Origin of the sequence: Comamonas trifloxystrobinivorans, assembly GCF_043359985.1 — a bacterium.
Classification (GTDB): Bacteria; Pseudomonadota; Gammaproteobacteria; order Burkholderiales; family Burkholderiaceae_C; genus Comamonas; species Comamonas trifloxystrobinivorans.
In genome coordinates this window covers 117831-144137 of sequence record NZ_JBHZGV010000013.1, presented here as the reverse complement: position 1 = coordinate 144137, position 26307 = coordinate 117831, and the positions used below count along the sequence as shown (strand labels likewise).

Genomic DNA, 26307 nt, shown 5'->3' with positions numbered 1-26307 from the left:
GACCACGCATGTTGTCCCGTCTGATTGAATTTTCCCTGCGCCAACGTGCGCTGGTACTGCTTGGCGTGCTGGCTTTGGCGGGTGCGGGCCTGGTGGCCTTCCTGCAACTGCCGATCGACGCCTATCCGGATATTTCCCCCACGCAGGTCAAGCTGATTATCAAGGCCCCTGGCATGACGCCTGAGGAGGTGGAGTCGCGCGTGATCACGCCGCTGGAGATGGAGTTGCTCGGCGTGCCGCGGGGCGTGATGCTGCGCTCCACGGCCAAGTACGCCATCGCCGACATCACGGTGGACTTCGCCGAAGGCAGCGACATCTACTGGGCGCGTCAGCAGGTGGCTGAACGCTATGCCGGCGTTTCGGGCAGCCTGCCCGAAGGCGTCAGCGGCGGGCTGGCGCCGATTTCGACACCGCTGTCGGACGTGTTCATGTTCACCATCGAAGGCGGTGGCCTCACGTTGAGCGAGCGCCGCGCCCTGCTGGACTGGACGCTGCGCCCGGCCCTGCGCACGCTGCCCGGTGTTGCTGATGTCAACGTGCTGGGTGGAGAAGCCAAGAGCTTTGCTGTGGTGCCGGATCGCGCACGGCTTTCCGCTGCGAGCCTCAGCTTCTCTGATGTCATCACGGCGATCGGCCGCAACAACCGCAATGACGGTGCGGGCCGCCTGGATGCAGGCGAAGACACGCTGATCGTGCGCGCTGAAGGCGCGATCCACACTTTGGACGATTTATCCCGTCTGATCCTGCGCGCGGGGGCCAATGGTACGGCCCCAGTTCGCCTGGGCGACGTGGCCCAGGTGCGCATCGAAGGCGTGACGCGCTATGGCGCCGTCACCCGGGACGGCGCAGGCGAAGCGGTGGAAGGCATCGTGGTGGCGCTGCGCGGGGCCGATGCCTCGGCGCTGGTCAAAGCCATTCGAGCCCGGCTGGACGAGGTGACTCCCAGCCTGCCGCCCGGCGTCAAGGTGGTGCCGTTCTATGACCGCAGCACGCTGATCGAGCGCGCCGTGGGCACGGTGGAAAGCGCCTTGCTGGAAGCGACGGTACTGGTCGTTATCCTGCTGCTTCTGTTCCTCGGCGAGCTTCGCGCCGCGCTGGTTGTGGCGGTGATGGTGCCTTTGGCGGCACTGGGCACCTTCTTGCTGATGCGTCTGGTCGGCATGAGCGCCAACCTGATGAGCTTGGGGGGCCTCGCGATCGCCATCGGCATGCTGGTGGACGCCGCCGTAGTGGTGGTGGAAAACGCCGTCAGTCGGCTCGACCCGCACGCGCCCAGTGCGCACCAGCCGCGCCTGCACCGCATATTCGCCGCGGCGCGCGAGGTCGCCATGCCTGTGGCCTCGGGCATCCTCATCATCTGTCTGACCTTCATGCCCCTGCTCACTCTGCAAGGGTTGGAAGGCAAACTGTTTGTGCCGGTGGCGCTGACCATCGTATTCGCCCTGGGCGTCTCGCTGCTGCTGTCGCTCACGCTGGTGCCGGTGCTGGCCTCGCTGCTGCTCAAGGAACACGCTCACACCGAGCCGTGGGTGATGCGCTGGGCCACGCGCCTGTACCAACCGCTGCTGGAGGCTGCGCTTCACCACCCGCTACGCGCATCGGCGGTCGCCATCGCGGCCCTGGCATTGGGTGTGGTGGCCTACCTCGGCACGGGCAAGGCGTTCATGCCGACGATGGACGAGGGCGATATCCTGCTGCAACTGCAAAAGCCGCCGTCCATCGGGTTGCAGCGCTCGCTGGAGATTGACCTGGCAGTGCAGAAGGCCATCGGTGCGGCGGTGCCCGAGGTGCGGCACAGCATCGGGCGGGTGGGCTCCGACGAGCTGGGGCTCGACCCGATGGGCCTGAACGAAACCGACCTGTTCATGCAGCTCGCACCGCGCAAGGATTGGCATGCAGCCGACAAGGACGCGTTGAGTGCCGAGATACGCAAGGTGATGGATGCCTTCCCCGGCCTGGAATTCGGCTTTACCCAGCCCATCGAGATGCGCATCTCGGAAATGCTCACCGGCAGCCGGGGCGACGTGGCCGTCAAGCTATTCGGCCCTGATCTGCAAACGCTGGGCGATCTGGCGCAGCGCATGGCCGCTCGCATCGAGAAAGTGCCCGGTGCGCGCGACGTGCTCACCCAGGCCAGCGACAGCGTGGAATACCTGCAGGTGAAGGTGGATGCGCAGGCGGCGGGGCGCGCCGGACTGGCCGTGACGCAGGTTCAGGACGAGCTGCGCGCGCAGCTCGAAGGCGTGCCGGCCGGGCTGGTGATCGAGCCGGACAGGCGCACGCCCATCGTGGTGCGCGGGGATGCCCGGCTGCGCGGATCGGCCGAGCGGTTCAAGGACTTGCAGCTCGCCCGTGGCGATCAGGGCGAAATCCCCTTGACCTCGCTGGCGCGCATCGCCACCACTGATGGCCCCGTGCTGGTGCGGCGCGAGAACGGCTCGCGCTTCGCGCTGATCCAGTCCAGCGTGAGTGGGCGCGATCTGGTCGGCTTCGTGGATGAAGCGCGCGCCGCCGTGGTGCGCGACGTGCCGCTGCCGCCCGGCTACCGCGTCGAATGGGGTGGGCAGTTCGAGAACCAGCAACGCGCAGCGGCCCGCCTTGGCATGGTGGTGCCGGTGGCCCTGGGGCTGATTTTCTTCGTGCTGTTCATGACCTTCGGCTCGGTGCGGCAGGCCGCGCTCATCCTCGGCAACGTGCCGTTTGCCATGGTCGGCGGCGTGGCGGCGCTGTGGCTGTCGGGGCAGTACCTGTCGGTGCCTGCTTCGGTCGGCTTCATCGCGCTGCTGGGCATCGCCGTGCTCAACGGATTGGTGCTGATGACGCACTTCAACCACCTGCACGCGCTAGGCCTGCCCATGGAACAGGTGGTGCGCGAAGGTTCGCTGCGACGGTTGCGCCCCGTGCTGATGACGGCTTCCATCACCGCCTTTGGCCTAGTGCCCCTGCTGCTGGCCAGTGGCCCTGGCTCTGAGATCCAGCGCCCACTCGCCATCGTGGTGATTGGCGGACTGGTCAGTTCCACTGCGCTGACCCTGGTCCTGCTGCCGGTGCTGTACCGGCGATTCGGCCAGGCCATCTCCTCACAACAAGGAGTCCACGCATGAACGGATTGAAAGAAGCGCAACTGGTGCGCCTGAATCTGGTGTTTCCACCCACGCTCGAAGACGCCGTCACCGATGCCCTGATGGCCGACCCGGTGCTGCCAGGGTTCACCCTGTTGCACGCCGAAGGGCATACCGGCGACTTCGCGCGCGCGTCCATTCGCGAGAAGGTTCGCGGTCGTGTGGATCGGCGCGTCATTTGGGTGTTGATCGAATATGAACAACTGGAACAGGTCCTGGCGCATCTGCGCCAGCGCATCGCGTCTAGCGATGTCCGCTGGTGGGTGGAGTCGGTGTTGGCAAGTGGAAGACTGGTATGACGAGTAAAAACAAAGGATGCAGCCTGGTACTACCGACTGGTGCCGTCATGGTGGCTATCGCGGCTTTGACATTTCATCCCGCGCAAGCGCGCGCCGATGATCTTTCGTGGCTGCCTGCGCAGGCGCAAGTCGAAGCGGCGATAAAAATCCAGCCGGTCGTGAATGCCGCAGCCGCTCGCTTGGACGCGGCGGCCGCCACGCAAAGCGCCCTTGAAGCCGGTAGCCACGAATTTGAACTCAGTAGTGGCCTACAACGTCGCAACGTGACCAACGAAGCGCGTCGCTACAACGAATGGGAAATCCAGCTCAGCCGTGCTGTTCGCTTGCCAAACAAGGCGCGTATAGATCGGGACATCGGCAGCCGCACCCGTAGGGTGGCCGATATGCGCCTTGAAGATGCCGAGCACCAAATGGCAAGGCGACTGTTGGAAGTCTGGGCCGGATGGCTGCGCAGTTTCGTCGTAGTCGACGAGATGCAAGCTCAGGAAAAGTTGCTTAGACGTGAGCAGGAAGCAATGGCCCGCCGCGTGGCCCTGGGCGATGCAGCGCAGCGGGACAGCGACGTTCTGCAAGCCGAACGCGCGATGCTTGCAGCCCAGGTTAGCGCTGCGCGCGACGCAGAACGGGCAGCACGACAAACGATGGTGATCGAGTTCCCGGGCATTGAGATTCCCGCGCGGCCATCCACGCTGCCAGATCCCGATCCTTTGCCGGGCGGGGTACAGGAGTGGCTGGCGCGAATTGTGCGACAAAGCGTCGAAATCGGCATTGCCGATGGAGAGGCAGCGCGCCTTGCCAAGGTGGCCGAGCGAGCTCGCGCCAACCGCACGCCCGACCCCACAGTCGGGGTACGGATGATGTCTGAACGCGGTGGGACGGAACGTGTCATTGGCGTTGTCCTGACGGTGCCATTTGGCACTGACTATCGCAGTGCAATGGCTGCCACGGAAAGCGCCAACGCAGCTGCCGCAGAGGCAGAGGCGCTCGGCGTGCGGCGCGCGGTGGAGCAAAGTGCGTGGGTAGCCGCGCAGGCAGCTGAAAGTAAGCGCACGCAGTGGCAGTCATTCGCGCAGGCGCTGGCCGCGCAGACCACGGCCAGCAACCGCACGCGGCGAGCTTGGGAACTGGGAGAGGCCCCCTTGGCCGAATACCTCTTGACGTTGCGAAACCTGCGCCAGACACGCCTCGGTGAGGCACAGGCTCGCATCGATGCGCTGCAAGCGTCAGCACTGGTGCGTATCGATGCGCATGCGCTGTGGCATTCGAAGGGGGCACATGCCGATGCCCCTCAATGAATCCCGACTACTGGGCAACGCCCCACTATCCAACGCACCATTCGCACCTCGATTCTTAATCACTCATTTAGCGCTACCAGCGGGTGCGGCGCTGATCATCAGCAGTCTATTGATGGATGGCGATGGGGACTTCTGGGTCGCCGATCATCTCTATCGCTTGCAGGGCAGCCGATGGGCTTTGCGGGATGCCTGGCTAACCAGCAACCTGCTGCATCGTGGTGGGAAGAATCTTTCCACCTTCCTGGCAATTGCGGTTGCAGCAACGTGCATCTGGGCTTGGAGAAAAAAACGTAGCAACAAATGCTCGGCATACCTACGCTGGCCGCTACTGTATCTTTTTTGTGCGTACTTGATCGGGGCACTGACGGTTTCGGCGCTGAAATCGTTCACTAACATGGATTGCCCCTGGAACTTGGTGCGCTATGGCGGAACGCGAGTGTTTGTGGGCCTGTTTGAAACACGCCCGCCCGGTATGCCGCGCGGTGTGTGCTTTCCCGCAGGGCATGCAAGTGCCGGATATGCATGGGTCAGCCTATATTTCTTTACCTTGATGGTTCGTCCTGCCTGGCGTTGGATGGCCTTGGCTGCAAGTTTGATGATAGGTGCCATCTTTGGATGGACCCAGCAGGTGCGCGGAGCCCACTTCCTTTCCCATGACTTGTGGACGCTCCTGATTTGTTGGGTCGTTGCCTTGGGTCTTTTCATGGTCTGGCAACGCTGGTTTGTTGATGGCTCAGGCGATGTCTATTCATCGGGGTTCCAAGCATGAGAACTTTCAAACAGGCTCTCGGTCTGATGCCGCGATTCAGAACTGCAAACCTCAAGGACCTAAGCCATTGGCGACCACAATGCAGCGTCGAGTGGCTGATCTTGATGACCAGTATTTTCTTTGCACTAGCCTGCAATGGTCTATTTTGGAGTAGCGCCTTAGGCGTCCAGTCCAGCTTACGCATGGGTACATCCGTACTGCTGTTTCTGGTGGGAATTCACAGTCTGCTGTTGAGTTTGGTTGTGTGGCGCTGGAATGCCAAGGTTTTACTTGCGGTGCTTTTTGTTGCCTCTGCCCTCGCAACACATTACATGCGCAGCTTTCATATCTACCTCGATTCGAGCATGTTGCGCAATGTTCTAGCCACAGACTTCAAGGAAAGTCGCGAGCTACTGACGCCTGCATTGATTGCTCCACTAAGCCTACTGGCAGTAGTTCCGATTATTTTTCTTTGGCGAATCCGATTGCTCGGGCGTACTTGGCTGAAAGCAACCGTGTGGCGTATGGGATTGATGCTGTTTTCGACACTGATGATTTCGGGCGGTGTCATGCTGTCATTTCAGGACATGTCCGCACTGATGAGAAATCATCGCGAAGTGCGATACTTGATTACACCGGGAAACTATCTGGTGGGTTTGCCGAAGGCACTGACAGGTTCCTCTATCACGCAGTCCGCCGAAAAAATACCCATTGGAGCTGATGCCGTTGCAACAGTCAGGCCCGAAGGCAGTCGGCCACGTTTATTAGTCTTTGTCGTAGGCGAGACGGCTCGCGCCCAAAACTGGGGATTGAACGGCTATGCACGCGAAACAACGCCTCAATTGACTCAGATGGGTGTGATCAATTTCTCCGACATGCACTCCTGTGGAACTAATACCGAGGTTTCTGTGCCTTGCATGTTCTCGTCCTTTGGTCGCCGAAACTACGATGAAGACAAGATTCGCTCACACCAATCCTTACTGCATGTTCTGGAGCGCGCCGGTATTACCACCTTATGGAGAGATAACCAGTCAGGTTGCAAAGGGGTGTGCGATGGTCTCGAATATCAAAGCCTAGGGAATGCACAAAGTTCCTCTTTATGCGTTGATGGTCGGTGTTTCGATGAGATTTTGCTTGAAGACTTACCAGCTCAGGCTCGCAAAAATCCCGGTGATCGTGTGATTTTTTTGCACCAGCTTGGAAATCATGGCCCCAGCTACTTTCAACGATACCCAGCAGCGTATCGAAAATTCATCCCAACATGCGACACACCGGAAATGGGGAAATGCACCCGCGAACAGATTGTGAATAGCTACGACAACGCTATTCTCTACACAGATCATTTCCTAACCCAAGTCATTAAAAAATTGCAGGGCCTTTCCGACTACGACACAGCTATGATATTCGTCTCGGATCACGGCGAATCCCTGGGCGAGAAGGGACTTTTTCTGCACGGCATGCCTTATGCGATTGCTCCACAAGAGCAGACTCGTGTTCCTTTGGTTATGTGGTTCTCTTCAACGTTTACTCAAAGTCGAGGGCTGAATATTGGCTGTTTGAGTGAGCGAGCCCGCTCTTATGCGAATCACGACGCATTGTTTTCGTCTGTCTTGGGGCTAATGCAGGTTAAAACAAGTGAGTACGATAGGAATTTCGATTTTTTCTTTGGCTGTGATGATAAGAATATATAAGAGTTGTTCTCATGAAAGATAAAAAACACACAATCGCAGCTGATTCCATGTCCGCATTCGAAAATAAACAAAAATCTCGCCGAGGAATATTGAGAATTTGGCATGCGTCCCATTACTCAATTCAGGGATTGCGCGCTGGATGGAATGAGCCGGCCTTTAGACTTGAGTCAGTATTTTCCTTTGTGTTGGTCCCATTGGCCTTCTGGTTGGGGCAGGGATGGGTCGAAGTCGCTCTTCTCTCAGGAAGTATCCTTATTTTGATGATTGTGGAGCTACTCAATACTGCTGTGGAATCGGCGATTGATCGTATTGGCCCTCAATGGCATGAGCTATCAAAGCGTGCAAAGGACATGGGAAGCGCTGCCGTGCTGTTAGCCACTTTGCTGACCGGGGGGGTTTGGCTGGCAGCACTCTGGCAAAGGCTGATTAATTAGCCGCGCAAATGAAATTAGACGAATTAAAGTGGAGTGAGCACAATGGAGCTTCGACATCTTCGCTGCTTTCTCATCGTTGCGGAGGAACTTCATTTCGCTCGCGCCGCTGAACGACTACATATCGACCAATCTCCACTTTCACGCACTATCAAAGAATTAGAAGAGGAACTTGGTGCTCGTTTATTCATTCGTACTACCCGAAGCACTCAACTAACCCGTGCCGGGCGACAGCTTTTGGAGCATGTCCCGCGCATTTTTACCGCATTGGATCAGGCCCGTGATGGCGTCAAGTCGGCCACCAACGGATTTTTAGGCCAGTTACGCATTGCCTTGTCTGATGGTGTAACACCCACACGATTGTCAACTTTGCTGGCGCGATGCCGTGAAGAGGACCCTGAAGTTGAGATGCGTCTGTTTGAGGTGCCGCTCGGGCTGCAGATCAAGGGTTTGCATGAAGATCTGTATGACGTAGGTTTTTCGATGGCAGAGGATGGAGGCGATGGTATCTTGGTCACACCTGCTTGGGAAGATGAACTGATGGTAGCGGTGCCAGCCCGCCATCCCGTGCTCGCCTTCAAACAGGTTCCGCTGAAAGAAGTGCTGCGCTATCCGTTGGCACTGGGCGACCCGGCGGTCTGCGAAGGCCACGCGCGGCAGATCGATCGTTTTCTGCGCAAGCTCGATCAGGAGCCGCTGATTGCGCAGCGCGTGGCAACCTTCGACGTGATGATGACGCTGGTTTCCGCTGGCCTGGCTTTGGGCCTAGCGGGCGAGGCGCATATCGCCTCCAGCCGCGAGCCGGGTGTCGTGGCCCGCCGCTTGGCAGGCAAGCCATACATGCTTACGACCTATCTGCTACGCCGCGATGCGGAGCCGTCCGAGATGCTGGCTCGGTTCATCGAGCGTGTGGCCTTCATTGATTCGGCAGACGGTATCGACGCTGCCGACGATGCCTGAACCATCCGACGAAAGGACTGGAATCATGAACAGAGTGATGCTACTGATGCTGACCGTCGCACTGACCGCATGTGGCTCGTCTCAACCTTCGGAAACCGTGGATTTCCTCGCGGCGCATCCCGAGCGCATCAAGGAGATTCAACGGCAATGCAAGGAGGATCGTGCGAAGGTCGGCGATGAACTTTGCCGCCGTGCGGCCGAAGCCGCCAATCGCCGCTTCTTCGGTGATCGACCTGAGCAGAAATCCAAATAACCTTGTTGTAGTCGCTTCGTAGCGACAAAGTTCTCGCCGTGACCTCGTCACGCCGCAACGTGCTCGCGCACGCTGCGTTCTTATGGCTTTCGACCCTGCAAGAAATCTGGCTTTTTCGGCCTAAATCACAGCCATAACGGCCTTTGACCGGCCTGTACGCACGCCTTGATCCTCAGTGCTGCGGCACCTCCGTGTGCCGTGATCGGAGGCGAGGTTATGCAAGGGACGAACGTGCTGTTCGGTCAGATCGCCGTGGTATTCGGCATCGTGATCGCCGGTGTGTGGAGCGCCACACAATGGACGGCAGCGGCCCTGGGCTATCAACTACGCCTTGGCTCGCCGTGGTTCGATTTTCTAGGCACGCCGGTCTATCACCCGTGGCGACTGTTCGAGTGGTGGTTCTTCTTCGATGCCTACGCGCCCCGCGTGTTCGACATCGGCGGCGCTATTGCGGGCGGCAGTGGTCTCGTCGCCGTGCTGGTGGCGATTGGCATGTCGATCTGGCGCTCGCGGCAATCGCGCCTGGTCACGACTTACGGCTCGGCCCGCTGGGCGAACGCGGATGACATTCGCAAGGCGGGACTCACGCAGCCGGCCGGCGTGTTCCTCGGCCAGCACGACCGTCAGTACCTGCGGCATGAAGGGCCGGAACACGTCCTGACCTTCGCACCCACGCGCAGCGGTAAAGGCGTTGGCCTGGTGGTGCCGACGCTGCTGTCCTGGCCGGCCTCGGCCGTCATCCACGACATCAAGGGCGAGAACTGGCAGATCACCGCAGGCTGGCGCAGTCGGTTCAGCCACTGCCTGCTGTTCAACCCGACCGATGCGAAGTCGGCGGCCTACAACCCGCTGCTGGAGGTGCGGCGCGGCGCGCATGAAGTGCGCGACGTGCAGAACATCGCGGACATTCTGGTCGATCCCGAAGGCGCGCTGGAGCGGCGCAACCATTGGGAAAAGACCTCGCACGCGCTGCTGGTCGGCGCCATCCTGCATGTGCTCTACGCGGGCGAAGACAAGACGCTGCGCGGCGTCGCCAACTTCCTCTCCGACCCGGCTTGCCCGTTCGAGCTGACCTTGCACCGGATGATGACCACGCCGCATCTCGGCGATGGCCCGCATTCGGTCGTGGCCTCGGCGGCGCGCGAAGTGCTCAACAAGTCGGACAACGAACGCTCCGGCGTGTTGAGCACCGCCATGTCGTTCCTCGGCCTGTACCGTGATCCCACGGTGGCCGAAGTCACGTCGCGTTGCGATTGGCGCATCGCCGACCTGATCGCGGCCGAGCATCCGGTGTCGCTGTACCTCGTGGTGCCGCCTTCGGACATTTCGCGGACGAAGCCGCTCATTCGCCTGATCCTCAACCAGATCGGGCGGCGCCTCACGGAATCGCTCGATGGCTCCGACGGCATCGAGCGCCGCCACAAGCTCCTGCTGATGCTCGACGAGTTCCCGGCGCTGGGGCGCCTCGACTTCTTCGAGACGGCGTTGGCCTTCATGGCCGGCTATGGCATCCGCAGCTTCCTCATCGCCCAAAGCCTGAACCAGATCGACAAGGCGTATGGGCAGAACCATTCCATCCTCGATAACTGCCATGTCCGCGTGACGTTTGCGACGAACGACGAACGCACGGCCAAACGGATTTCCGAGACGCTGGGCACGGCTACCGAGCTACGCGCACAGCGCAACTACGCGGGCCACCGGCTCGCGCCGTGGCTGGGGCACCTGATGGTGTCGCGCCAGGAAACCGCGCGCCCGCTGCTGACGCCGGGCGAAGTGATGCAGCTTCCGCCCGACGAAGCCGTGGTGATGGTGTCCAGCGTGGCGCCCATCAAGGCCAAGAAGCTGCGCTACTACGCAGACAGCAATTTCAAGCAGCGCGTGCTGCCGCCGCCTGTGCTTGCAGGCAGTCAGTACACAGATGCGCCGCCATCGCGGCCCGACGACTGGAGCGGGCTGGCGATTCCCGCCATGCCCGCCGCACCGGCTCCAGCTCCCGCTGATGAGCTGGGCAGTACCGACGACGGCGGCCCGCGCCGTCAGCCCGAACTCTCCGAAACCGTCGCCTACGACCCCGAGCGGGCGGCATCCGCAGCCGACCTCGCGCTGCTCGATGACGACGACGACCTGCCGCTTCCCCTTCCTCGCCAGCTTGATCCTGCCATGCAGCGCACGGCCCGGCTGGCCTCCCTCGACCCCAACGACGGAATCGAGCTATGAGCCACTACCGCCTCAACCTGTTCATCCAGCCGGAGCACGCCAAGCGTCTGGACGAGCTGGCCGCCAAGAAAGGCGTGTCCAAGTCGTCCATCGTCGCCGCTGCCTTGGCGTCCTGGCTATCGCCGGACGCGGCAGACCAGCGCGAGGCCGCCATCGCCAAGCGGCTGGATCGCCTTTCGCGCCACGCCGAGCGCATGGAGCGCGACCAGAACATCGCCATCGAAACGCTGGCGCTGTTCATCCGCTACTACCTCACGGTTAGCACGCCAGTTCCCGAGGCACACCAAGACGCGGCGCGCGCCCAGGGCAAGGCGCGGTTCGAGCAGTTCGTGGAGCAGTTGGGCCGTCACCTACTGCGTGGGCGCAGCCTGGTGCGCGATGTGGTGGAGGAACTGCACCCCGACCCGATGCGGATGGATGACGCGGCGGCAGTTGCCGAAGCGCAGGAGCGCGCCTCATGAGCGCCGCGCCTTCGTCCTTCGCCACCTCGCTCGACCGCCGCATTCAGATGCTGCGCACGGCGATGGGGCCGCTGATCGCCGCCGCGCTCGAAGACCCGGACGTGGTGGAAATCATGCTCAACCCGGATCGCACCTTGTGGATCGACCGGCTTTCCTCGGGTCGCGCACCGATGGGCGTGGAGCTGTCCGAAGCGGACGGCGAGCGAATCATCCGCCTTGTCGCCGCCCACGTTGGCGCAGAAGTCCATCGCGGCCAGCCGCTGCTGTCCGCCGAGCTGCCCGAAACCGGTGAACGCTTCGAGGGCATCTTGCCACCGGCCGCGCCGGGGCCGGCCTTCGCGCTGCGCAAGCGCGCCATCGGCGTGATTCCGCTGGAGCGGTACGTCATCGACCGAATGATGACCAGCGCGCAGGCGGGCTTTCTCGTTCGCGCCGTGCGCGAGCGACAGAACGTGTTGATCGCCGGGGCTACCAGCAGCGGCAAGACCACGCTTGCCAATGCGCTGCTGGCCGAAATCGCCGCGACGGGCGACCGCGTGCTGGTGCTCGAAGACACGGTGGAACTGCAATGCGCGGCCCGCGACCACGTTCCGCTGCGCACGCGGGCGGGCGTGGTGTCCATGACCGAACTGGTGCGCTCGTCCATGCGCTTGCGGCCGGATCGCGTGGTCGTCGGCGAGGTGCGCGGCGCCGAGGCGCTGGATCTCATCAAGGTGTGGGGCACGGGCCATCCGGGCGGCATCGCCACGATCCACGCTGGTTCCGCGCTGGGCGCGCTGCTGCGCCTAGAGCAACTGATTCTCGAAGTGGCGGTGAACCCGCCCCGTGCGCTGATCGCGGAAGCGGTCAACGTGGTCATCCACATCGCCGGGCGCGGGCGCAAGCGCCGCATCGAGAGCATCGCCCGCGTCGTCGGCTTCGATGGCGTGGGCTACCACCTGGCGGATGCGCTGGAGGCTCCATTCCCGGAGCTGCTGCCGCAGTCCGACTTTTCCTCCCTGTCCCCTGACCACTCTGGAGAACTGCCATGACGCACGTTGATGCTTTCCGTATTTCCGCAAATCCGCTTCCTCGGCCCGCACGGCTGGATGGCCTGGCTCGCCCGGCCATGCAAGGCTTGATGCTCGCTGCCTTCATGCTGCTGCTTGCGGGCACTGCGCAGGCCGCCGGCTCCTCGATGCCCTGGGAAGGCCCGCTGCAATCCATCCTCGAATCCATCCAGGGGCCGGTGGCGCGCATCGTCGCGGTCATCATCATCATCGCCACGGGCCTCGCGCTCGCGTTCGGTGACACGTCGGGCGGCTTTCGCAAGCTGATCCAGATCGTGTTCGGCTTGAGCATCGCCTTCGCCGCGTCCTCGTTCTTCCTGTCGTTCTTCAGCTTCTCGGGCGGGGCCGTCGTATGAGTGCCCCGGACACCTTCGCGGCCGGGTTCGAGGTGCCGCTGCATCGCTCGCTCACCGAGCCGATCCTGCTGGGCGGCGCACCGCGCACCGTGGCGATCGCCAACGGCACCTTGGCCGCCGCTGTCGGGCTGGGCCTGCAACTGTGGATTCCCGGTGTCGTGCTCTGGATCGTCGGCCATTCGCTGGCGATGCGGGGCGCGCGCGTCGATCCGCAGTTCATGGCCGTGTTCGCGCGGCACATCAAGCACCGCCCGCTGCTGGACGTGTAGGGGAGGACGCCCCGATGCTGAACCTCGCCGAATACCGCCAGCGACCGGCCTTGCTCGCCGACTGGCTGCCCTGGGCCGGACTGGTGGCACCGGGCGTCGTCTTGAACAAGGACGGCAGCTTCCAGCGCACGGCGCGCTTTCGTGGCCCCGACCTCGACAGCGCGACGCAAGGCGAGCTGATCGCCACATCGGCGCGCTTGAACAACGCGCTGCGCCGCCTGGGTTCGGGCTGGGCGCTGTTCATCGAAGCCGAGCGCCGGTCTGCCGCCGACTACCCGCACTCCGATTTCCCCGAACCGCTGTCCTGGCTGGTCGATGAAGAACGCCGCGCCGCCTTCGAGGATTCGGGCAACCACTTCGAGAGCGGCTATCACCTGACGCTGGCCTACCTGCCGTCCGAGGAATCCCGTGCTCGGGCCGCGGGCCTGCTGTACGAAAACCGGCCCACCGAAGGCGTGGATTGGCGCGAGCGGCTGCACGCCTTCGTCGCTGAAACGGATCGCATCTTCGACCTGCTCGATGGCGTGATGCCGGAGATCGCCTGGCTTGATGACAGCCAGACGTTGACCTACCTGCATTCGACCGTCTCGACGCGCCGCTACCGCGTCGGCGTTCCCGAAGTGCCGTTCCACATCGACGCGCTGCTGACCGATTCCGCGCTGGTCGGTGGCCTGGCGCCGATGCTGGGCGACCAGCACCTGCGCGTGGTGTCGGTGCGCGGTTTCCCGACCTCGACCTGGCCGGGGATTCTGGACGACCTCAACCGCCTGGGCTTCGCGTATCGCTGGAGTACGCGCTTTCTGTGCCTCGACAAAGCCGAGGCGGAAAAAGAACTCGCCCGACTGCGCCGCCAGTGGTTCGCGAAAAGGAAGAACGTCATCGCGTTGCTGCGCGAGACGATCTTCCAGCAGGAAAGCCCGCTGGTCGATACCGACGCCAACAACAAGGCCGCCGACGCCGATGCTGCCTTGCAGGAGCTGGGCAGCGATCAGGTCGCCTTCGGCTACCTGACGGCGACCGTCACCGTCATGGACGCGGACGCCGCCGTTGCCGACGAGAAGCTGCGCATGGTGGAGCGCGTCATCCAGGGGCGCGGCTTCGTCACCATCCCCGAAACGCTCAACGCCGTGGATGCGTGGCTGTCGTCCATTCCGGGCAACGCATACGCCAATGTCCGCCAGCCCATCGTCTCGACGCTGAACCTGGCGCACATGATGCCGGTGTCGGCGGTATGGGCCGGCCAGGAACGCAATGCGCATCTCGATGGGCCGCCGCTGATCGTCACGCGCACAGACGGCGCCACGCCGTTCCGGCTGGTGACGCACATCGGCGACGTGGGCAACACGCTGGTGGTTGGCCCCATCGGCATGGGCAAGTCGGTGCTGCTGGCGACGATGGCGATGCAGTTCCGCCGCTATCGCGGCTCGCGCATCTTCGCCTTCGACATGGGGCGCTCGATCCGCGCGGCCATCCTGGGCATGGGCGGCGAGCACTACGACCTGGGCGCGGACGACGAGATCGCCTTCCAGCCGCTGGCGCGCATCGACCGAGAGGGCTACCGCACCTGGGCCAGCGAATGGGTGGAAGGCCGCCTGCTGCACGAAGGCGCGGCCGTCGGCCCGGACGAGAAGGCGGCCATCTGGTCTGCGCTGGGGAGCCTGGCCAGCGCGCCGGTGGAGCAGCGCACGCTCACGGGCCTGACGGCCTTGCTGCAATCGAACACCTTGCGCCAGGCACTCGCGCCCTACGTCCTGGGCGGCGCGCACGGCAGGCTGCTGGATGCCGACCACGACCGCCTCGGCACATCCGACGTGCAGGCGTTCGAGATGGAGGAGCTGATGCACAGCAAGGCTGCTGTGCTCGCGGTGCTGCGCTACCTGTTCGCGCGCTTCGAGGAGCGGCTGGATGGTGCGCCCACGCTGCTGATCCTCGATGAAGCCTGGCTGTTCCTCGATGACCCGGTGTTTGCGGCGCGCATCCGCCAGTGGCTCAAGACGCTGCGCAAGAAGAACGTCAGTGTCATCTTCGCCACGCAGTCGCTCGCGGACGTGAAGGATTCGGCCATCGCGCCGGCCATCATCGAAAGCTGCGCGAGCCGGATTTTCTTGCCGAACCCGCAAGCGACCGAACCGCAGATTCGCGCGATCTACGAGGGCTTCGGCCTCAACAGCCGGCAGATCGAGATCGTCGCCACCGCGCAGCCCAAGCGCGACTACTACTACCAATCCCGCCTCGGCAACCGCGTGTTCGACCTCGACCTGGGGCCGGCGACGCTGGCCTTCGCGGGTGCTTCCACGCCGCAAGACCAGCGCGCCATTGATGAGGTTCTTGGCCGCGTGCCGCAGGACGCCGGCGTGCCCGGCTTCGCGGGCGCCTGGCTGCGCCATCGCGGCCTCGATTGGGCGGCCGACCTGCTGCCCTCGTTCCCCGGCTACGCGCCGGGTTCCCTCCGTACCGCTGACCACCCCCAGGAGAACCAACTATGAAATTGCATACCCCCAAGCTCGCCGCGTTGACCGCCGCCTGCGTGCTCGCATTCGGCATCGCGCAACCCGCCCACGCCTTGTTCGGCGTCGGCGACATCGTGCTCGACCCGACCAATCTGGTGCAGAACACGCTCACCGCCGTTCGCACGCTGGAGCAGATCAATAACCAGATCCAGCAACTCCAGCACGAAGCGCAGATGCTCATTAACCAGGCGCGCAACCTGGCCAGCCTGCCGTCCAGCGTGGTCGGCCAGTTGCGCGCGAACCTGGCGACCACCCAGCGACTGATCGCGCAGGCCAAGGGCTTGGCCTACGAAGTGACAAGCATCGACCGCGAATTCGTGCGCCTGTATCCCGAGAAGTACGCCGCCACGGTGAGCGGCAATCAGATGTACCTCGATGCGCAGGAGCGTTGGAAGAACACGCTCAACGGCCTGCAAACGACCATGCAGATGCAGGCCCAGGCGTCGCAGAACCTGAGCGACGACGAAAGCGTGCTGGCCGACCTCGTGGGCAAGAGCCAGTCGGCCGAGGGCGCGCTGCAAGCGATGCAGGCCATGAACCAGTTGCTGGCCTTGCAGGCCAAGCAGTCGATCCAGACGCAGCGGCTCCAGATCACGCAAGACCGCGCGGCCTCGCTGGAACTGGCGCGGCAGGCGGCGGCCACGGAGCGCGGGCGCGAAGTGACGCGCCGCTTCCTGGGCGAAGGCACGCCGTACACGCCGCAGCCCGTCAATTTCTACAACCGCTGACGGAGGCTGCCATGCAACGCACGCCCGTCGTGTTTGCTTTCGCCATTCATGCGCTGGTGCTGGCCGGCTGTGACCGGCCGCAGCAAGTGTCGGTGAATGCGCTCGCCGCCGACCCGGCCCGGTTGCACGCGCTGCGCGCGCAGTGCCGCGCGGGCGCGCACGACGGCGCGTTTTGCGCGCAGGTGGCACAGGCCGACCTGCGGCGCTTTCTCTCCGGCCAGGCCGGGCCGAATGAGTACCAGACGCTGGCCGACCTGCCGCCGATCCCGCCCAGCTTCGATGAACCCGCCGATGGCAGCGCGGCAATCGCTCTGCCTGGGCAGGAGGACTCGCCATGAACGACGTGACGGTCATCGACCGCTTCCTCGACACCTTCTCGCGCTACATCGACTCGGGCTTTGGCCTGTTGCACGGCGAAGTGGCGTTTCTGACCGTCACGCTGATCGTCATCGACATGACGCTCGCCGGGCTGTTCTGGGCGATGAGCCATGCCACCGGCCAGGGCGAGGACGTGATCGCCAAGCTGATCCGCAAGGTGCTGTACGTCGGCGCCTTCGCCTACATCATCGGCAACTTCAACTGGTTGGCTGGCATCGTGTTCCGCTCCTTCGCCGGGCTGGGCCTGACGGCCAGCGGCTCGACCCTGAGCATGGAGAACTTCCTGCAACCGGGCCGGCTGGCGAAGGTCGGCATCGACGCCGGTGCGCCGATCCTGAAACAGATCGGCGACATGGCGGGCTTCCCCGAAGTCTTCGTGAACATCACGCCCATCGTCGTGATGTTCCTCGCTTGGCTGATCGTCCTGCTGTGCTTCTTCGTGCTGGCGATCCAGCTTTTCATCACGCTGATCGAGTTCAAGCTGACCACGCTTGCCGGCTTCGTGCTGGTGCCGTTCGCGCTCTGGAACAAGACCGCATTTCTCGCCGAGAAGGTGCTGGGCAACGTGGTGTCGTCCGGCATCAAGGTGCTGGTGCTGGCGGTGATCGTGGGCATCGGCTCGGGCCTGTTCGCCGAGTTTCAGGTACAGCCCGCCGAACCATCCATCGACCACTCCGTGGTCGTGATGCTGGCCTCGCTGACGCTGCTGGCCTTGGGCATCTTCGGGCCGGGCATTGCAACCGGGCTGGTGTCCGGCGGCCCGCAGCTCGGCGCAGGTGCGATGGCCGGTGCGGCGCTGGGCGCGGCCGGCGCTGCTGTTGCCGTGGGCGCTGCGGCTACGGGCGTCGGCGGCGCAGTCGCCGCCGGGGCGCGCATGGCGCCCGCAGCCGCCAAGCTGGCCGGTAGCGGAGCGCGTGCCGCCACTGGGGCCGCCAGCAGCGCGCGGTCGGCGTTTCAGGCGGGTTCTGCATCCGCCGGCGGCGGCCTCAAGGGCGCTGCCGCTGGTGTCGGCAATGTCGCCAAGACCGGCGCGCAGGCGACCGGGCAGAAGGTGGCTGAGGGCGCGCGCTCGATGAAGGAGCGTGTCGCCGCCGCCTTCCGGCCCGATGACGCCGGATCGGCGTCGGGTGCCGGTGCCGCACAGGCTGCAAACGAGCCAACCCCATCCACCGCGCAACCCGCCTGGGCCAAGCGCCTGCATCGCAGGCAGCAGCTCACCCATGCCGCGACGACCGCCGCCCACACGCTGCGCGGCGGCGATGGCGGCAGCTCCAGCCAAGGCCCGAGCCTGCGCGATTCCGATTCCTGATCTTCAAGGAGAACTCCCATGCGATTCAAACGACCGCAGGTGCGCTACGCCGATACGCCACAGCCTGCTACTCCGTATCAATCCGCCGCCCAGGTTTGGGACGAGCGCATCGGCTCGGCCCGCGTGCAGGCCAGAAACTGGCGTTTCATGGCCTTTGGCTGCCTCACGCTGGCCGTGCTGATGGCGGGCGGCCTAGTCTGGCGCTCGGCGCAGTCCATCGTCACGCCCTACGTCATTGAGGTGGACAACGCGGGCCAGGTGCGCGCTGTCGGCGAGGCCGCCACGCCCTACAAGCCCAGCGATGCGCAGATCGCCTACCACCTGGGCCGCTTCATCGGCCTGGTGCGCTCGCTGTCCATCGACCCCATCGTGGTGCGGCAGAACTGGCTCGATGCCTACGACTACACGACCGACAAAGGCGCGGTCGTGCTCAACGAGTACGCCCGCACGAATGACCCGTTCGCGCGCATCGGCAAGGAGTCGGTGACGGTGCAGATCACCAGCGTGACCCGCGCCAGCGACACGTCTTTCAACGTGCGCTGGACGGAAACGCGCTTCGTCAATGGCGCGCTGGATCGCACCGAACGCTGGAACGCGGTGATTTCCACGGTGCTGCAAACCCCGCGCACCGAGCAGCGTCTGCGCAAGAACCCCCTGGGCATCTACGTCAACGGGCTGTCGTGGAGCCGCGAACTGGAAGCTAACGAAGGAGCAAAACCATGAATGATCTTTTCCGTAAATCCGCCTTGCCGGTGATGCTTCTGGCTTCGACCGTGCTGTTCTCTGGCTGCGCTACTCAGGGCAAGCCGCCACCGACCATTTCGCTCGATGAGCCGGTGCAGGCCCAGCCGCTGCCGGAGCCACCAAAACCGGTGGAGGTGGTCACGGTGCCGCAGCCGCTCGCGCTGCCGTCGCAGTTGAAACCACTGCCAGAGACCGAGGAGGCCAAGCCCGCGCCGGAACCCGCGGATGAGAAAGTGCGCGTCTCGCGCGCCAATGCCGAGGCCCGTGTCGCGCCCACGCGCGAAGGCTACGTCAACGCGATCCAGGTCTGGCCCTTTACCGATGGCGCGCTTTACCAGCTCTATGCGGCCGTGGGCCGCGTGACGGTGGTTTCGCTGCAGCCCGGCGAGGAACTGGTGACGGTCGCGGCCGGCGACACGGTGCGCTGGATCGTCGGGGACACGTCGAGCGGCAGCGGTGAGGCTCTGCGCGTCAACGTGATGGTCAAGCCGATCCGCTCGGGCTTGAAGACCAATCTGGTCATCACCACCAGCCGCCGGACGTATCTGCTGGAGCTGACTTCGACCGAAAAGACGTGGATGGCGTCGGTGTCCTGGGAGTACCCGAAGGACAAGATGCTGGCCTTGCAGCGCCAGGCGCAGGCGGCCAGCGCCGCCGCCCCGGTCGATAGCGGCCTGTCGCTGGAGAAGATCCGTTTCCGCTATGCCATCAGCGGCAGCAATCCGCCGTGGAAGCCGCTGCGTGCTTTCGATGACGGCGAGAAGGTCTACATCCAGTTCCCGCCCGGCATCGCCCAGGGCGAGCTGCCGCCGCTGTTCGTGATCGGCGCGCAAGGCGACGGGCAACTGGTGAACTACCGATTCCGTGCGCCGTACTACATCGTTGATCGCCTGTTCGGCGCGGCCGAACTGCGCCTGGGCGGGGACAAAGGCGACGTGGTGCGGATTGAGCGCACAGATGGCGTTTTCGGTGGCACGCGGAGGAACTGACCATGAGCCAGGACGATTCCCCTGATCTTGCGGCGCAGGCGGGCAAGGTCGCGCCCGAGGCGGTGGCGCTGCGCGCCCAGCCGCGCCCGGTCACGCGCCTGAACCGGCGCACGCTGGCCATCCTCGTCGGCGTCCTGTCGGTCGCCGTGCTCGGGGCCACGATCTGGTCATTGCAGCCGCACCGGCGCGGCACGGGCGAGCAGACCGAGCTTTACAACGTCGATCGCGTCTCGAAGTCCGAGGGGCTGGATGGTCTGCCGGCCGACTACTCGAAGCTGCCGCCGAAGGTGCCCGAGCTGGGGCCGCCGCTGCCGGGTGATCTCGGCCCAGCCATCGTGAAGTCGCAGCAGCCGGTGACGCCGGCCTACGCACCGCCGGGACATGATCCGGCGGATGCGTGGCGCAAGGAGGCCGATGCGGCGGCGAACTCGTCGGTGTTTTTCCGCTCGGGCAACCAAGGCAAGGCCACCGCGCCGGTCACGGCGCAAGCCGCTGCGGCTGCGCCCGGCAGCGCCTTGGCGGGCTTCGACCCGCTGGCCGCTGGCCCGGCCTCGACGGCGGCCCAGCCATCCGACCCGACAGCCGTGCAGAACCGGCAAGACCAGAAAGAGGCTTTCCTGAAAGGCGGTTCTACGGAAACCCGCAATTCCGGCAATCTCCAGATGCCGGCCTCGCCGTATCAGGTCATGGCGGGAACGGTGATCGCGGGCGCGCTGGTGACGGGCATCAAGTCCGATCTGCCGGGCGACGTGATAGCCACGGTGACGGAGCCGGTCTATGACACGGCCACTGGCAAGTTCCTGCTGATCCCACAGGGATCGCGCATCCTGGGCAAGTACAACAGCCAGGTGAGCTACGGGCAGAGCCGCGTACAGGTGGTGTGGAACCGCGTCATCCTGCCGGACACGTCCTCGCTGAAGCTAGACAACCTGGCGGGCACTGACCCTGCCGGCTATTCCGGCCTGGAGGATGGCGTCGATTGGCATTGGGATCGCGTCTTCGCGGGTGCGGCGCTGACGACCCTGCTGGGCGTGGGTGCCGAGTTGGCCGCACCGGAAAACCGGCAGGATGGCAACCGCATCGTGATCGCTGGGCGCGATAGCGCGCAGGACAGCATCAACCAGGTCGGCCAAGAGATGACCCGGCGCAACATGAACATCCAGCCGACGCTGACCGAGCGGCCGGGCCTGCCGGTGCGGATCATCGTCAACCGCGATTTTGTGCTGCGGCCGTACCAGCCTATGTTCTTCAACCGTGGAATTGCGAAATGAACACCACCAGGAAGTTGCGGCTTGGGCCGCTGCCCAAGGTCGAGAGCGTCAAGCTGGCCTTTGCGTGCCCGGTCAGCCTGAAAGCCGACCTCGACCGTTACGCCGCGCTGCACGCGCAGGTGTACGGCGAAGCGGTCGATGCCACGACGCTGATCCCGCACATGCTAGAGGCCTTCATGCAAGGAGACCGTGGGTTTCAGAGAAACAGCGCTAGTAAACACGCATTGCAAAACGCTGGTGGAGTAACCATCTCCGGTTGCCGTACGCCGTGAGCTTTTTGGCTATGCGTGACCTAGGTTGCGGGAGTTGGCATCGCGGCTTCGAATTTCGAGGGCTGCAAGCGGTGGGGTGTGCTACAGGTGCGCCATTCACCCACCCGCCAAGTGCTTCAGTGCTTGTGGCCGCCCTGGGCATCGTGGCCAGCCGGCTGGGCGCTGGCGTTGAGCGCACGCACGGGAGCCTTCACTTCGACCGATTCGCGCTTGCCGTCCGGGCCCTCGATGACGAGGGTCAGAGGCACCGTGTCGCCTTCCTTCACCTGCTGCTTCAGGTCCATCAGCATCACGTGGTAGCCGCCGGGCTTGAGTTCCACGGTCTTGCCTGCGGGCAGCTCGACGGCCGGCACCTGGCGCATCTTCATCACGTTGTCCTGCATGGCCATCTCGTGGACCTCGACGGCGGGCGTAAGCGGCGAGCTGGCCGAGACCAGCTTGCTATTCTTGGTTGCCTTCAACTGCATGAAGGCGCCGGTGGCTTTCTGTTGCGGTACGGTGGCGCGCACCCAGGCATCTTTGACGGTGACTTGCGCCTGGGCGGTGGCCGCGAGCAGCGAGGCGGCGACGATGGCTGTGCGGATGACGAGTTTCATGGTGTTCTCCTTGAGGGGATAGAGGGTCAGGCAGGGTTCAAGAGCTTGCGGATGTCGTCCGCATAGTCTTGGGCGGGTTGCTCATGGCGCAGGGCCAAGCGCAGCTTTCCTAGCGGGTCGTAGACGTAGCTGAGCGATGTGTGGTCCATGGTGTAGGACGATCCCGTCGGCATTTTCTTGTAGTAGACCTTGAAGTCCTTGGCGATCTGTGCGGTGCGTTCCAGGTCGCCGTACAGACCGATAAAGCTGGGGTCGAATGCAGCCGTGTAGGCTTTGAGCACCTCGGGCGTGTCGCGCTCGGGATCGACCGTGACGAACAGTGTCTGGAAGCGCTCGCCGTCGGGGCCGAGAAGCCGCTTGACCTCGGCCGCCCGCGCCAGGGCCGTCGGGCAGACATCTGGGCACTGAGTGAAGCCGAAGAAGACCAGGATGGCCTTGCCTCGGAAGTCCGCCAGCGTGCGCTCATTGCCATCCGGGTCGGAGAGCCGGATGTCCGTGGCATAGGTTGCACCGGTCAGATCGACACCTTTGTACGTGGGGACGTCTCAGAAAACGGAAAATAAAGCACGTTAAGCCCATTGCAGACGCTAGATATTGACGAGTACGTCGGGTTTTCTCTTGTTTGAGTTGCCTCTTGTGGTAAGATAGTAATCAATTACTATCTTACAAGGAGTGCTCGTGGACACCCATCCAAAGCATCTGCCGGCCGATGAACGTCGTGCCGTAACTGTCGAGTCCGTCGTGGCGCTTGCCGGTTCACAAAACCCAAGCGAGATAACCACTGCAGCTATCGCTAAACACATGAACTTGACCCAGGGTGCGCTGTTTCGGCACTTCCCGAACAAGGAAGCCATTTGGCAGGCGGTCATGGAGTGGGTAGCAGAGCGCCTATTAGCCAGAATCGATCGATCCGCACAAGGAATCGAGTCGCCCTTGGCAGCCATGGAGGCGATGTTCATGAGTCATATCGAATTCGTAGCTGAGCACCCAGGCGTGCCAAGAATGATGTTTGGTGAGCTTCAGCGTGCCGAATCGACACCGGCCAAGCGCATGGTGCAAACCTTGATTCAGCGCTACGGCGAACGTTTGCATCGTCTCATCGAGAAAGGCAAGGCCAGCGGCGAGTTGTCTCCCTCGCTTGACAACGAGGCGGCGGCAACGCTGTTCATTGGCACGATCCAGGGCTTGGTCATGCAATCGCTGTTGGCGGGTGATGTGGGACGTATGCACCGCGATGCGCCGCGCGTCTTTGCAATTTATCGGCGTGGCATAAGGAGTGCGCAATGAAAAAGTTACCCTTGCAAGGCCGCACCCTGGCGCTGCTTGCCGTCATCATTCCTTTGCTGGTGCTTTTTATTTATGTCGGTCTGCGATCAGGGCCGCTCGCCCCGGTCGCGGTGACGGTGGCAAGCGTGGAATCACGGGCTATCACACCGGCGCTGTTCGGCATCGGCACGGTGGAGGCGCGCTACACCTACAAGATCGGGCCGACGTTTGCCGGGCGCGTCAAACGCCTGGAGGTGCATGTAGGCGACCAGGTCAAGGCCGGACAGGTGCTCGGCGAGATGGAGCCGGTCGACCTCGATGATCGGGTGCGCTCACAGGAGTCGGCATTCAAGCGTGCGGAAGCGGCTTTGCGCGAGGCAGAAGCCCGGCAAGCCTACGCGCAAACCCAGGCGCGCCGCTACGAGCAATTGTTTGCGGTGCGCTCGACCAGCGAGGAAATCGTCACCACCAAGCGGCAGGAACTGCAGATCGCCGATGCCGCCTTATCTGCCGCTCGGGAAGATATTGTCCGGGCACGCTCCGACCGCGAAGGACTCGTCGCGCAGCGGAGCAATCTGCGCCTGATCGCGCCGGTCGACGGTGTAGTCGCCGTGCGCGATGCCGATCCCGGCACGACCATCGTCGCGGGCCAGGCCGTGGTGGAAGTGATCGACCCCAAGAGTTTGTGGATCAATGCGCGCTTCGACCAGATCAGCGCATCGGGGCTGGCTGGGGGGTTGCCGACTCTTATCGTCCTGCGTTCGCGTGGTGGCCAGACCTTGAAAGGTCGCGTGCTGCGGGTGGAACCCAAGGCCGACGCGGTAACCGAGGAAACGCTTGCCAAGGTGACATTCGATAACAAACCAGAACCTTTGCCACCGGTGGGTGAACTGGCCGAAGTCACGGTTGACTTGCCGGCGCTCCCGGCCGCTCCACTGATCCCCAACGCTGCCGTCCAGCGTGAGGGCGACAAAGTTGGTGTCTGGCAAATCGTGGATGGTGATCTGCATTTCTCCCCGGTCAAGCTCGGCACTTCCGACCTCAATGGTTACGTGCAGGTGCGCGAAGGGCTCAAGAATGGGGACCAGGTTGTGACCTATAGCGAAAAGGCACTGACGGCGCGCAGCCGCATCCATGTGGTCGACCATATCCCAGGAGTGTCACGATGATCAGCCTGGCCGGCCGCGACATTCTCCATGCCTGGGGAAAATTCGTCTTCACCGGCATCGGTCTGGGTCTGCTGATCGGCGTCACCCTGGTCATGGCTGGGGTGTACCGAGGCATGGTGGACGACGGCAAGGCGTTGCTCGACAACAGTGGCGCTGACCTTTGGGTGGTGCAAAAGGATACTCTGGGTCCTTATGCGGAGTCGTCCAGCCTCAACGATGACGTGTATCGCGCCATTCTCGCCATGCCGGGAGTCTCACAGGCAGCGAACGCGACCTACCTGACCATGCAGGTACGCAAGGGCGAGAGTGATGTACGCACCATGGTGGTCGGCATCGCGCCCGGTGCGTTGGGGGCTACACCCGGATGGCCTCCTTATCTCGTCGCTGGACGCCAGATCACGCGCGGTCACTACGAGGCGGTGGCCGACATCGCCACCGGCTTCAAACTGGGAGATCGTCTTGCCATTCGCCGAAATCATTACACCGTCGTGGGGCTGACACGGCGCATGGTGTCGTCCAGCGGCGACCCGATGGTATTCATTCCGCTCAAGGATGCCCAAGAGGCTCAGTTCCTCAAGGACAACGACGCCATTTGGCAAAGCCGGCGTCGCACCGAAGCCAACCCGGCCTTCAATCGACCCGGTGTTACTGGTTTGCTGGATGCCGTGATTGCTTCACAGAGCACCAACGCGTTCGTCAATGCAGTGCTGGTCACTCTGAAACCTGGTCATGCGCCGGACGAGGTTGCCGAATCCATCCGGCGCTGGAAACGTTTGACGGTCTACACACGGGCACAGATGGAAGACATCCTCGTCGGCAAGTTGATCGCCACGTCGGCCAAGCAGATCGGCATGTTCTTGGTGATTCTGGCCATCGTTAGCGCGGCCATCGTTGCCTTCATCATCTATTCGCTGACGATGGACAAAATCCGCGAGATCGCGGTGTTGAAGCTCATCGGCACACGCAACCGAACCATCGCCGCGATGATCATGCAGCAGGCGCTCGCCCTGGGCGTGATTGGTTTCGTGGTCGGCAAGATCACAGCCACTTTCTCAGCGCCCCTGTTTCCCAAGTACGTACTGCTGATGCCGTTCGACTCCATCGCCGGTTTTTTCGCCGTGCTCGTGATCTGCGTTCTAGCCAGCATCGTCGCCATTCGCATGGCACTCAAGGTCGACCCGGCCGAAGCCATTGGAGGTTGAGATGAGTGGCAAAGGCATTCGCATCGAAGGTTTGAGAAAACGTTATGGCGAGGGCGATACCGCGGTCAATGCCTTGAAAGGCGTGGACATGCAGGTGGCACCCGGCGAGGTGGTGGGCCTGATTGGCCCTTCCGGGTCCGGCAAGAGCACGCTGCTCAAATGTCTGGGCGCGGTGATTGATCCGACCGCCGGTCGCATGACGCTGGGCGATGAAGAGATCTACGACGATGGCTGGAAAGTCCGCGACTTGCGCGCCTTGCGGCGCGACAAGATCGGTTTCGTTTTCCAGGCGCCGTACCTGATTCCGTTTCTCGATGTCACCGACAACGTGGCGCTGCTGCCGATGCTTGCAGGCGTCGCGAATGGAGAGTCGCGCGCGAAGGCACTGGAATTGCTCACAGCGCTTGATGTGCAACACCGAGCTCGCGCAATGCCCTCGCAACTCTCCGGTGGCGAGCAGCAACGGGTCGCCATCGCGCGCGGACTGGTCAATCGTCCGCCGGTGATCCTGGCCGATGAACCCACTGCGCCGCTGGATTCCGAGCGCGCCATGGCTGTAATCCGCATCCTCAACGACATGGCCCGGAAGTTCGAGACCGCCATCATCGTCGTCACCCATGACGAAAAGATCATCCCCACATTCAAGCGCATCTACCACATCCGCGACGGCGTGACCCATGAGGAAGCTGGCGAAGGGCGGGAGTTCGAATGAGAGAACGATT

Annotated in this window: 27 protein-coding genes; 25 read left to right on the top strand and 2 right to left on the bottom strand. The window is 63.2% G+C overall.

Annotated elements, in window-relative coordinates:
- Positions 1-8: 8 nt before the first annotated feature.
- The 21 genes from ACFIQF_RS17220 to ACFIQF_RS17120 all read left to right on the top strand — a co-directional run bounded on the left by ACFIQF_RS17220 (position 9) and on the right by ACFIQF_RS17120 (position 21352).
- Complete coding sequence (locus tag ACFIQF_RS17220) at positions 9-3104, top strand: efflux RND transporter permease subunit (protein ID WP_393944728.1); 3096 nt, start codon at positions 9-11, stop codon at positions 3102-3104.
- On the top strand, positions 3101-3421 hold the full coding sequence (locus ACFIQF_RS17215; protein ID WP_003056157.1) for a DUF3240 family protein: 321 nt from the start codon (positions 3101-3103) through the stop codon (positions 3419-3421). The genes ACFIQF_RS17220 and ACFIQF_RS17215 overlap by 4 nt, the downstream gene beginning before the upstream one ends.
- Positions 3418-4716 (top strand): TolC family protein, encoded by a 1299-nt coding sequence (locus ACFIQF_RS17210; RefSeq protein WP_393944727.1) that lies wholly within the window; start codon positions 3418-3420, stop codon positions 4714-4716. Before ACFIQF_RS17215 ends, ACFIQF_RS17210 begins: the two co-directional genes overlap by 4 nt.
- Positions 4697-5485, top strand: coding sequence for a phosphatase PAP2 family protein (locus ACFIQF_RS17205; protein ID WP_393944725.1), 789 nt, complete (start codon positions 4697-4699; stop codon positions 5483-5485). Before ACFIQF_RS17210 ends, ACFIQF_RS17205 begins: the two co-directional genes overlap by 20 nt.
- Positions 5482-7155 (top strand): phosphoethanolamine transferase, encoded by a 1674-nt coding sequence (locus tag ACFIQF_RS17200; RefSeq protein WP_003056147.1) that lies wholly within the window; start codon positions 5482-5484, stop codon positions 7153-7155. The genes ACFIQF_RS17205 and ACFIQF_RS17200 overlap by 4 nt, the downstream gene beginning before the upstream one ends.
- An 11-nt stretch (positions 7156-7166) precedes the next feature.
- Positions 7167-7589: a diacylglycerol kinase gene (locus tag ACFIQF_RS17195; RefSeq protein ID WP_393944724.1), complete on the top strand. Its 423-nt coding sequence runs from the start codon at positions 7167-7169 to the stop codon at positions 7587-7589.
- Between the two features lie 42 nt (positions 7590-7631).
- Positions 7632-8546: a LysR family transcriptional regulator gene (locus ACFIQF_RS17190; RefSeq protein WP_012204568.1), complete on the top strand. Its 915-nt coding sequence runs from the start codon at positions 7632-7634 to the stop codon at positions 8544-8546.
- A gap of 25 nt (positions 8547-8571) precedes the next feature.
- Positions 8572-8799 (top strand): EexN family lipoprotein, encoded by a 228-nt coding sequence (locus ACFIQF_RS17185; RefSeq protein WP_049405256.1) that lies wholly within the window; start codon positions 8572-8574, stop codon positions 8797-8799.
- 216 nt (positions 8800-9015) lie between these two features.
- On the top strand, positions 9016-11016 hold the full coding sequence (locus ACFIQF_RS17180) for a conjugal transfer protein TraG (RefSeq protein ID WP_201621428.1): 2001 nt from the start codon (positions 9016-9018) through the stop codon (positions 11014-11016).
- On the top strand, positions 11013-11477 hold the full coding sequence (locus ACFIQF_RS17175) for a ribbon-helix-helix protein, CopG family (RefSeq protein ID WP_180189917.1): 465 nt from the start codon (positions 11013-11015) through the stop codon (positions 11475-11477). The genes ACFIQF_RS17180 and ACFIQF_RS17175 overlap by 4 nt, the downstream gene beginning before the upstream one ends.
- The gene (gene trbB, locus ACFIQF_RS17170) at positions 11474-12508 is read left to right on the top strand and encodes a P-type conjugative transfer ATPase TrbB (protein ID WP_393944721.1); all 1035 of its coding nucleotides are present in this window, start codon (positions 11474-11476) and stop codon (positions 12506-12508) included. The genes ACFIQF_RS17175 and trbB overlap by 4 nt, the downstream gene beginning before the upstream one ends.
- Complete coding sequence (locus ACFIQF_RS17165) at positions 12505-12882, top strand: TrbC/VirB2 family type IV secretion system protein (RefSeq protein WP_012204563.1); 378 nt, start codon at positions 12505-12507, stop codon at positions 12880-12882. The genes trbB and ACFIQF_RS17165 overlap by 4 nt, the downstream gene beginning before the upstream one ends.
- Positions 12879-13151 (top strand): VirB3 family type IV secretion system protein, encoded by a 273-nt coding sequence (locus ACFIQF_RS17160; RefSeq protein ID WP_003056130.1) that lies wholly within the window; start codon positions 12879-12881, stop codon positions 13149-13151. The genes ACFIQF_RS17165 and ACFIQF_RS17160 overlap by 4 nt, the downstream gene beginning before the upstream one ends.
- Positions 13152-13165: 14 nt before the next feature.
- Positions 13166-15637 (top strand): conjugal transfer protein TrbE, encoded by a 2472-nt coding sequence (trbE, locus tag ACFIQF_RS17155; protein ID WP_003056125.1) that lies wholly within the window; start codon positions 13166-13168, stop codon positions 15635-15637.
- The gene (gene trbJ, locus ACFIQF_RS17150) at positions 15634-16389 is read left to right on the top strand and encodes a P-type conjugative transfer protein TrbJ (RefSeq protein WP_003056124.1); all 756 of its coding nucleotides are present in this window, start codon (positions 15634-15636) and stop codon (positions 16387-16389) included. Before trbE ends, trbJ begins: the two co-directional genes overlap by 4 nt.
- A gap of 11 nt (positions 16390-16400) precedes the next feature.
- On the top strand, positions 16401-16727 hold the full coding sequence (locus ACFIQF_RS17145; RefSeq protein WP_003056123.1) for an EexN family lipoprotein: 327 nt from the start codon (positions 16401-16403) through the stop codon (positions 16725-16727).
- Positions 16724-18076, top strand: a complete 1353-nt coding sequence (gene trbL, locus ACFIQF_RS17140) for a P-type conjugative transfer protein TrbL (RefSeq protein ID WP_393944719.1) — start codon at positions 16724-16726, stop codon at positions 18074-18076. Before ACFIQF_RS17145 ends, trbL begins: the two co-directional genes overlap by 4 nt.
- Before the next feature lie 18 nt (positions 18077-18094).
- Positions 18095-18799, top strand: coding sequence for a conjugal transfer protein TrbF (gene trbF / locus ACFIQF_RS17135; RefSeq protein WP_003056121.1), 705 nt, complete (start codon positions 18095-18097; stop codon positions 18797-18799).
- Positions 18796-19809 carry a P-type conjugative transfer protein TrbG gene (trbG, locus tag ACFIQF_RS17130; protein WP_393944717.1) on the top strand — a complete coding sequence of 338 codons (1014 nt, stop codon included), beginning with the start codon at positions 18796-18798 and terminating at the stop codon, positions 19807-19809. Before trbF ends, trbG begins: the two co-directional genes overlap by 4 nt.
- Positions 19810-19811: 2 nt before the next feature.
- The gene (locus ACFIQF_RS17125; protein WP_003056119.1) at positions 19812-21080 is read left to right on the top strand and encodes a TraB/TrbI/VirB10 family type IV secretion system protein; all 1269 of its coding nucleotides are present in this window, start codon (positions 19812-19814) and stop codon (positions 21078-21080) included.
- Positions 21077-21352: a DUF2274 domain-containing protein gene (locus ACFIQF_RS17120; protein ID WP_003056116.1), complete on the top strand. Its 276-nt coding sequence runs from the start codon at positions 21077-21079 to the stop codon at positions 21350-21352. The genes ACFIQF_RS17125 and ACFIQF_RS17120 overlap by 4 nt, the downstream gene beginning before the upstream one ends.
- Before the next feature lie 116 nt (positions 21353-21468).
- Here the strand turns inward: ACFIQF_RS17120 and ACFIQF_RS17115 are convergent, their stop codons facing one another.
- Positions 21469-21948, bottom strand: a complete 480-nt coding sequence (locus ACFIQF_RS17115; protein ID WP_003056114.1) for a copper chaperone PCu(A)C — start codon at positions 21946-21948, stop codon at positions 21469-21471.
- Positions 21949-21974: 26 nt separating this feature from the next.
- On the bottom strand, positions 21975-22466 hold the full coding sequence (locus ACFIQF_RS17110) for an SCO family protein (protein ID WP_076841736.1): 492 nt from the start codon (positions 22464-22466) through the stop codon (positions 21975-21977).
- Positions 22467-22626: 160 nt separating this feature from the next.
- Here ACFIQF_RS17110 and ACFIQF_RS17105 point away from each other — a divergent pair, with 160 nt between their 5' ends.
- The 4 genes from ACFIQF_RS17105 to ACFIQF_RS17090 are packed head-to-tail and all read left to right on the top strand — an operon-like array spanning position 22627 to position 26297.
- Positions 22627-23235, top strand: coding sequence for a TetR/AcrR family transcriptional regulator (locus ACFIQF_RS17105; RefSeq protein WP_004393990.1), 609 nt, complete (start codon positions 22627-22629; stop codon positions 23233-23235).
- Positions 23232-24383 carry an efflux RND transporter periplasmic adaptor subunit gene (locus ACFIQF_RS17100; protein WP_003056109.1) on the top strand — a complete coding sequence of 384 codons (1152 nt, stop codon included), beginning with the start codon at positions 23232-23234 and terminating at the stop codon, positions 24381-24383. Before ACFIQF_RS17105 ends, ACFIQF_RS17100 begins: the two co-directional genes overlap by 4 nt.
- Positions 24380-25585 carry an ABC transporter permease gene (locus ACFIQF_RS17095; protein WP_393944714.1) on the top strand — a complete coding sequence of 402 codons (1206 nt, stop codon included), beginning with the start codon at positions 24380-24382 and terminating at the stop codon, positions 25583-25585. The genes ACFIQF_RS17100 and ACFIQF_RS17095 overlap by 4 nt, the downstream gene beginning before the upstream one ends.
- A gap of 1 nt (position 25586) precedes the next feature.
- Positions 25587-26297, top strand: a complete 711-nt coding sequence (locus ACFIQF_RS17090) for an ABC transporter ATP-binding protein (RefSeq protein WP_393944713.1) — start codon at positions 25587-25589, stop codon at positions 26295-26297.
- Positions 26298-26307: the final 10 nt, after the last annotated feature.